Origin of the sequence: Bradyrhizobium sp. BRP23 (genome assembly GCF_020194135.1) — a bacterium.
In the GTDB taxonomy this organism is placed as follows: Bacteria; Pseudomonadota; Alphaproteobacteria; order Rhizobiales; family Xanthobacteraceae; genus Bradyrhizobium; species Bradyrhizobium yuanmingense.
Genome location: NZ_JADYVW010000024.1, coordinates 60,660 through 66,659, shown reverse-complemented (window position 1 = coordinate 66,659; position 6,000 = coordinate 60,660). Strand labels below are relative to the sequence as shown.

Below are 6,000 nucleotides of genomic sequence, written 5' to 3'. Positions count from 1 at the left end.
CGGGTGGGCCGGGCCGCTTCCGGGCCCGCGGCCGCGACAGGGGCGCCTGGCGGAAGGCCAGCTTGCCGACCGCGCTCCAGCCGAAGAAGCGGTTGACCCGCTCCAGGATCACGTCGGCCGAATGCTGAATCTCCAGCGCCATCGGCCCCTCGACCCGTAGCACCAGGGTTGCCGGCTCCTGCGGCTGACCCTCGACCGGCCGCGGCCATTGCATCTTGAGCGGCTCGGCATGGGCCGCGATCTCCGGCCCTGCGATCTGCGCCCACCGCGTCACCAGCTCGCGCGCCGCAAAGCCCTGCTTGGCATAGGCCTCGGCAAAGACGTCGTCGAGCAGGATCCCGAGCGGTTTGGCGCTGACCGGGCCGGGCTTGAAGATGGGGCCGAATTTGGACATGAGCCGTCCGTTATGCCGCGGCGCGAGGCCGGATGGCCTTGAGGTCGCGATCGATCTCGCGCCGTCGTTGCATCAGATCATAGTCCATCTGCAGACCCAGGAAAAAGCCCTCCGACAGACCGAAATAGCGGGCGAGCCGCAGGTCAGTGTCGGCGGTGATGTCGCGCTTGCCGAGGACGATCTCGTTGATCCGCCGCGGCGGGACGTGAACGGCCCGCGCCAGCGCGTTCTGGCTCAGCTCCATCGGCTTCAAAAACTCCTCCAGCAGGATCTCGCCGGGATGGGGATTGCGGAGGAACCCGTTCCTAGTGGTAGTCGACGATTTCGACATCTCTCGGTCCTCCTTCATCCCACACAAAACAGATGCGCCACTGATCGTTGATCCGGATCGAGTGCTGACCTTCGCGGTTGGCTTTCAGGGCTTCCAGCCGATTGCCCGGCGGAACCTTGAGATCCCGCCAACACCCGCGCCTGGTTCAACAAGCGCAGCTTTCGCAAAGCCACATTCTGAATGTCGGGCGGCAGTTTTCGACTTCGCCGACCGGACCAGATCAACTCTGTCTCGGAGTTGGCGAAGCTCTGGATCATGTCTGTGTATAACGCAAGGCGTTATAGCGCGCAACGGTCCGGTCGCGCTGGCCACAGGCGGAATCCTCCTCTAGTAAAGGTGCATGCTCTCCACGACTGCGCGCAAGAAGGAACAGAGTACGGCGTCGTCGGTTCGCCCGCTCGCGCTCCTGCAATGGTACGACCGCCACCGCCGCCGATTGCCGTGGCGCGCCGCGCCGGGCGAGGCATCCGATCCCTACCGCGTCTGGCTCTCCGAGATCATGCTCCAGCAGACCACCGTGAAGGCGGTCGGCCCTTATTTCGAAAAATTCGTCGCGCGCTGGCCTGATGTCACGGCGCTGGGGCGAGCCTCGCAGGACGACGTGCTGCGGATGTGGGCCGGGCTCGGCTATTACTCGCGCGCACGCAACCTCCATGCCTGCGCCGTGGCGGTGACGCGCGAGCATGGCGGCGTGTTTCCGGATACCGAGGAGGGGCTGCGCGCGCTGCCGGGGATCGGGCCCTACACGGCGGCGGCGATTGCGGCGATCGCGTTCGACCGCCGCACCATGCCGGTCGACGGCAACATCGAGCGCGTGGTGTCGCGGCTGTTCGCGGTCGAGGAGGAGCTGCCGCAAGCCAAGCCGCTCATCCAGCAACTCGCCGCGACGCTGCTGGCGGAGTCTCGCGCCGGCGACAGCGCGCAGGCGCTGATGGATCTCGGCGCCTCGATCTGCACGCCGAAGAAGCCGGCCTGCTCGCTGTGTCCGCTGAACGAGGACTGCGCGGCACGCGCGCAGGGCACCCAGGAGACGTTCCCGCGCAAGGCAGCGAAGAAGAGCGGGATGCTCAGGCGCGGTGCCGCCTTCGTGGTCACGCGCGGCGCCGAATTGCTGGTTCGCTCGCGGCCCGAAAAGGGGTTGCTCGGCGGCATGACGGAGGTGCCGTGCTCGGACTGGCTCGCCGGCCAGGACGATGCAACGGCGAAGCAGCAGGCGCCGCAGCTCAAGGGGCTGTCGCGCTGGCAGCGCAAGGTGGGCGTCGTCACCCACGTCTTCACGCATTTTCCGCTCGAGCTGGTGGTCTACACGGCCAAGGCCGAGGCCCGGGTCCGCGCGCCCGAGGGCATGCGTTGGGTGCCGATCGCGACTCTGGCAGATGAGGCGCTGCCCAACGTCATGCGCAAGGTCATCGCGCATGGATTGGATCTCTAGCATCCATCCTGCTGACAGCAGGCTGTCAGCAGTCTCGCGCTAACAGGGGGCAAAGGAGATCTCGCATGGTCAAGACCGCGCTCGATAACTTCCCAAGGCCCCCATGCGCCGAGCTGCTCGGCTGGCGCCTGCTCGATGCCCGTCCGGAGGAGGGCTGGATCAAGCTCGGCTTCGACGGTAAGCCGGAGTTCTGCAACCCCGCGGGCTTCATCCAGGGCGGCATGCTCTCGGCGATGCTCGACGACACCATGGGTCCGGCGGTGCTGGTGATGAGCGAGGGCCGGCTCTACACCACCACGATCAGCATGACCGTGAATTTTTTGGCACCCGCAAAGCCCGGTCCGATCACCGGCGAAGCCAAGGTCACGCAGCTCGGCAAGACCATCGCCTTCGTCGAAGCCAAGCTGATGGCAGAGGACGGCACGGTGCTGGCGACGGCAAGCGCCAGCGAGCGATTGTTGGAGGCGGCGAGGGTGGTGGGAAAATAGTTCGGCGGTGCGCACTGCTCTTCCTTCTCCCCTTGCGGGAGAAGGTGGCGCGAAGCGCCGGATGAGGGGTTGCCTCAGCGAATTCTACGGCAAAAGATTTACCTGCGGACAGAACCCCTCACCCAAGTGAGTCCGCTTCTACCTGCGTCGCTGCCCTCTCCCGCAAGGGGAGAGGGCGTATTCGCGCACATCTCGCCTTGAGCAAAGAACTCACCCCTTCGCCCGCGCGTCCTTGCTCACGATCGGCGGCTTCGCATTCAGCGCCTCGACCTGAAATCCCGCAACGCGCTTGTAGTTGGCGGCGATGTCCTCCAGCTCCTTTTGCGACAGCACGTCGGTGACGACCTTGTACCCGTCAGGCGCGCGCTCCTCGACCAGCTGCATCACCTGCTCGGGACCGTTCTTGCGGTTGAGCAGGACGAGGTCGGTGGTTGCGGGCCGCCGCTCGGCTTCATAGGCGAGCAGTGCCGCCTGCGTCGGACCGTGCGCCAGGATTTCGCGCGTGATGATGCGCGCGTCGAGGATCGCCTGCGAGGCGCCGTTCGAGCCGATCGGGTACATCGGATGCGCGGCATCGCCCATCAGCGTGGCGCGGCCGAAGGTCCATTGCGACACCGGATCGCGATCGACCAGCGGATATTCGTAGGCGTGCGGGCAGTTCCTGATCAGGGCGGGCACATCGAGCCAGTCGAACTGCCAGCTCTCGAACCAGGGCAGGAACTCCTCGAGCCGCGCCGTGCGGTTATAGTCCTCGCGACGCCACTGATAGGTCGGCGGCATGTGGCGCTCCGCGACCCAGTTGATGAGGTGGTTGCCGTTTGCATCCGGTTCTTTCGAGATCGGATAGCAGACGAATTTCAGGATCTCGTGACCGGCCATGATCATGCTGCGGCCGGTGAGGAAGGCTTTGGCCGGCGTGACGCCGCGCCAGAGGATGCGGCCGTTCCAGATCGGCGGGCCTTCGTTCGGATAGAGCTTCTCTCGCGCGGCGGAATGGATGCCGTCGGCGGCGATCAGGATCGCGCCCTCGTAGGTGCCGGCGGCCTTGCCGGTCGCCCTGTCGACGAAGTCGGCGCGCACGCCGCCCGCCGTCTCGGTCCAGCCGGTCAGATGATGGCTGGTGAGGATGTTGTCGCGGCCGAGCCGCTCGAGCGCGGTGTCGAGCAGGATCTGCTGCAGGGTGCCGCGATGGATCGAGAATTGCGGCCATTTGTAGCCGGCGTCCAGGCCGCGCGGCTCGCTCCAGATCGGCTTGCCGTGCTTGGAGAAATAGGCGAGCTCGCGCGTCCGCACGCCGCTGGCGTCCAGCTTGTCCAGCAGGCCGAGCTCGATCAGCTCGCGCACCGCATGCGGCAGCACGTTGATGCCGACCCCGAGCGGCTTCAGTTCCGCGACACTCTCGAACACTTTCACGGGAACGCCGATTTGATGCAGGCTGAGCGCAAGCGTGAGCCCGCCGATGCCGCCACCGGCGATGAGTACCGTCATGAGAAAACCCCTCCGATGGAGGCGTCTTGGCACAGCCGGGCGGCCGTGGGCAACTGCGAACAGGCCGCCTATGGACGGCGCGGCGGAGGACCGTTAACCTCCGGTTTTCCCCATGAGGTCCGACATGCTCAAGCTCTACTACGCCACCGGCACCTGCGCGCTTGCCACTTACATCACCCTGGAAGAGGCCGGCGCCGACTACACGGCTGAGCGGCTGAGCTTCAAGGATAACCAGCAGAACAGCCCGGACTATCTCGCCATCAACCCGAAGGGCCGGGTGCCGGCGCTGGTCACCGACCGCGGCGTCCTGACCGAGACGCCGGCGATGCTGGCCTATCTCGCGCAGACCTTCCCCAAGGCGAAGCTCGCGCCGCTCGACGATCCCTTCGACTTCGCCCAGGTGCAGTCGTTCAACTCCTATCTCTGCTCGACCGTGCACATCAACCACGCCCACAAGATGCGCGGCGCGCGCTGGGCGACCGAGGAGAGCTCGTTCGCCGACATGAAGGCGATGGTGCCGAAGACCATGGGCGCCTGCTTCAAGCTGATCGAGCAGAAGATGTTTCGGGGACCCTGGGTGATGGGCGATCAGTACACGATCTGCGATCCCTATCTCTATACGCTCTCGACCTGGCTCGAAGGCGACAGCGTCGACATCAATGCGACGCCGAAGATCGCCGATCACTTCAAGCGCATGTCCGATCGCCCCGCGGTGAGCAAGGTGATGGCGGCGCAGAAGGCGTAGGAGCGCAGCTGTTGTGGGGTGGGTTAGCGCAGCGTAACCCACCTCTTCTGTCGCTGCGGAAGCCAAAGTGGTGGGTTACGCCTTCGGCTAACCCACCCTACGAGAGTTGCTACGGGAGTTTCCGCCTGGCTTGCTCCAGCTGCCGCCCCGTCTCCAGCATCAGCCTTCTCAGCCAGATCGAACCGGGGTCCATCTGCGCGCGCGTCGGGTGGAACATGAACTGCTCGTCGATCCCTGGATCGAGCGGCGGCGTCACCGTGACGAGGCCGAGCTGCTGCGACAGCGCGGCGATCAGCCGGCGCGGCACGAAGGCGACGAGATCGGTGCGCGCGGCAACGTGCAAGGCTTCGAGATAGCCCGGCACGACCAGCGAGATATGTCGCTCGACGCCTTTGCTGTGCAGCCAGGTGTCGATGAGATCCTCGGCATTGCCGCGGATGATCACGCCGACATGGCGGGCGGCCAGGAACGCCTCGCGCCGCTTCAGCCTCGATCCGACGGGATGGCCGCGCCGCACCGCCAGCGCGTCGCTGTCGGTGTAGAGCAGCTGGCGATGAAACCCCTTGAAGGCGTTGCCGATCGAGATCACGAGGTCGATGGTGCGGGCGAACTCGGCGTGGAAGATCGCAGGTCCCCGCCACGGCACCACGTCGATGCGGACGTTGGGGGCAAGGCGCGTCACTTTCGCCATCAAGGGCGGCATCAACAGCTCGACCGCGAGATCCGGCATCATCAGGCGGAACTGCCGCTCGCTGCGCGCGGCATCGAAGTCATCGGGCACGAACAGCCCGCGGACCTGGTCGAGCGCCTGCGCCAGCGGCGCACGCAGCGACTGGGCCCGCGGCGTCAGCTCCATCCGTACGCCCGTGCGCACCAGCAGCGGGTCACCGAAGATGTCGCGCAGGCGCTGCAATGCGTGGCTCGTGGCCGGCTGTGACAGGCCAATCCTCAGGGCCGCGCGGCTGACATTGGCTTCGCGGAGCAATGCGTCGAGCGCGGTCAATAGGTTGAGGTCGAGCGTTTTCAAATTCATAAGGTGAATAGATATCATATTTCATATCGATTTGAAGAATGACGTTGGCCCGGCGATGATCTCGGCGTTGTCACCACGAGGAGATGCCG

Annotated in this window: 7 protein-coding genes and 1 pseudogene; 3 read left to right on the top strand and 5 right to left on the bottom strand. The window is 65.6% G+C overall.

Features of this window, described 5'->3' with window-relative positions; translation table 11 throughout:
• The 3 genes and pseudogenes from I6F24_RS35465 to I6F24_RS35455 form a co-directional block, all read right to left on the bottom strand.
• A partial coding sequence (locus I6F24_RS35465) for a DciA family protein (RefSeq protein WP_225156577.1) occupies nucleotides 1-394 on the bottom strand: 394 nt, incomplete at its 3' end.
• Nucleotides 395-404: 10 nt separating this feature from the next.
• Nucleotides 405-725 (bottom strand): HigA family addiction module antitoxin, encoded by a 321-nt coding sequence (locus I6F24_RS35460; protein ID WP_036024868.1) that lies wholly within the window; start codon nucleotides 723-725, stop codon nucleotides 405-407.
• Nucleotides 700-982, bottom strand: a pseudogene (locus I6F24_RS35455) (type II toxin-antitoxin system RelE/ParE family toxin). Before I6F24_RS35455 ends, I6F24_RS35460 begins: the two are co-directional and overlap by 26 nt.
• An 83-nt stretch (nucleotides 983-1,065) precedes the next feature.
• Between I6F24_RS35455 and mutY the strand changes: the two are divergent.
• The gene (mutY, locus tag I6F24_RS35450; RefSeq protein WP_225150217.1) at nucleotides 1,066-2,157 is read left to right on the top strand and encodes an A/G-specific adenine glycosylase; all 1,092 of its coding nucleotides are present in this window, start codon (nucleotides 1,066-1,068) and stop codon (nucleotides 2,155-2,157) included.
• Between the two features lie 65 nt (nucleotides 2,158-2,222).
• Nucleotides 2,223-2,645: a PaaI family thioesterase gene (locus I6F24_RS35445; protein ID WP_036006298.1), complete on the top strand. Its 423-nt coding sequence runs from the start codon at nucleotides 2,223-2,225 to the stop codon at nucleotides 2,643-2,645.
• Between the two features lie 210 nt (nucleotides 2,646-2,855).
• Here the strand turns inward: I6F24_RS35445 and I6F24_RS35440 are convergent, their stop codons facing one another.
• Complete coding sequence (locus I6F24_RS35440) at nucleotides 2,856-4,133, bottom strand: flavin-dependent oxidoreductase (RefSeq protein ID WP_225150219.1); 1,278 nt, start codon at nucleotides 4,131-4,133, stop codon at nucleotides 2,856-2,858.
• 124 nt (nucleotides 4,134-4,257) lie between these two features.
• Here I6F24_RS35440 and I6F24_RS35435 point away from each other — a divergent pair, with 124 nt between their 5' ends.
• Entirely contained in the window at nucleotides 4,258-4,878 is a 621-nt protein-coding gene (locus tag I6F24_RS35435; RefSeq protein ID WP_036006329.1) for a glutathione S-transferase family protein, read from the top strand.
• Nucleotides 4,879-4,987: 109 nt separating this feature from the next.
• On the opposite strand, the gene I6F24_RS35430 is transcribed toward I6F24_RS35435, so the two are convergent.
• Nucleotides 4,988-5,911, bottom strand: coding sequence for a LysR family transcriptional regulator (locus I6F24_RS35430; RefSeq protein WP_225150221.1), 924 nt, complete (start codon nucleotides 5,909-5,911; stop codon nucleotides 4,988-4,990).
• Nucleotides 5,912-6,000 lie beyond the last annotated feature (89 nt).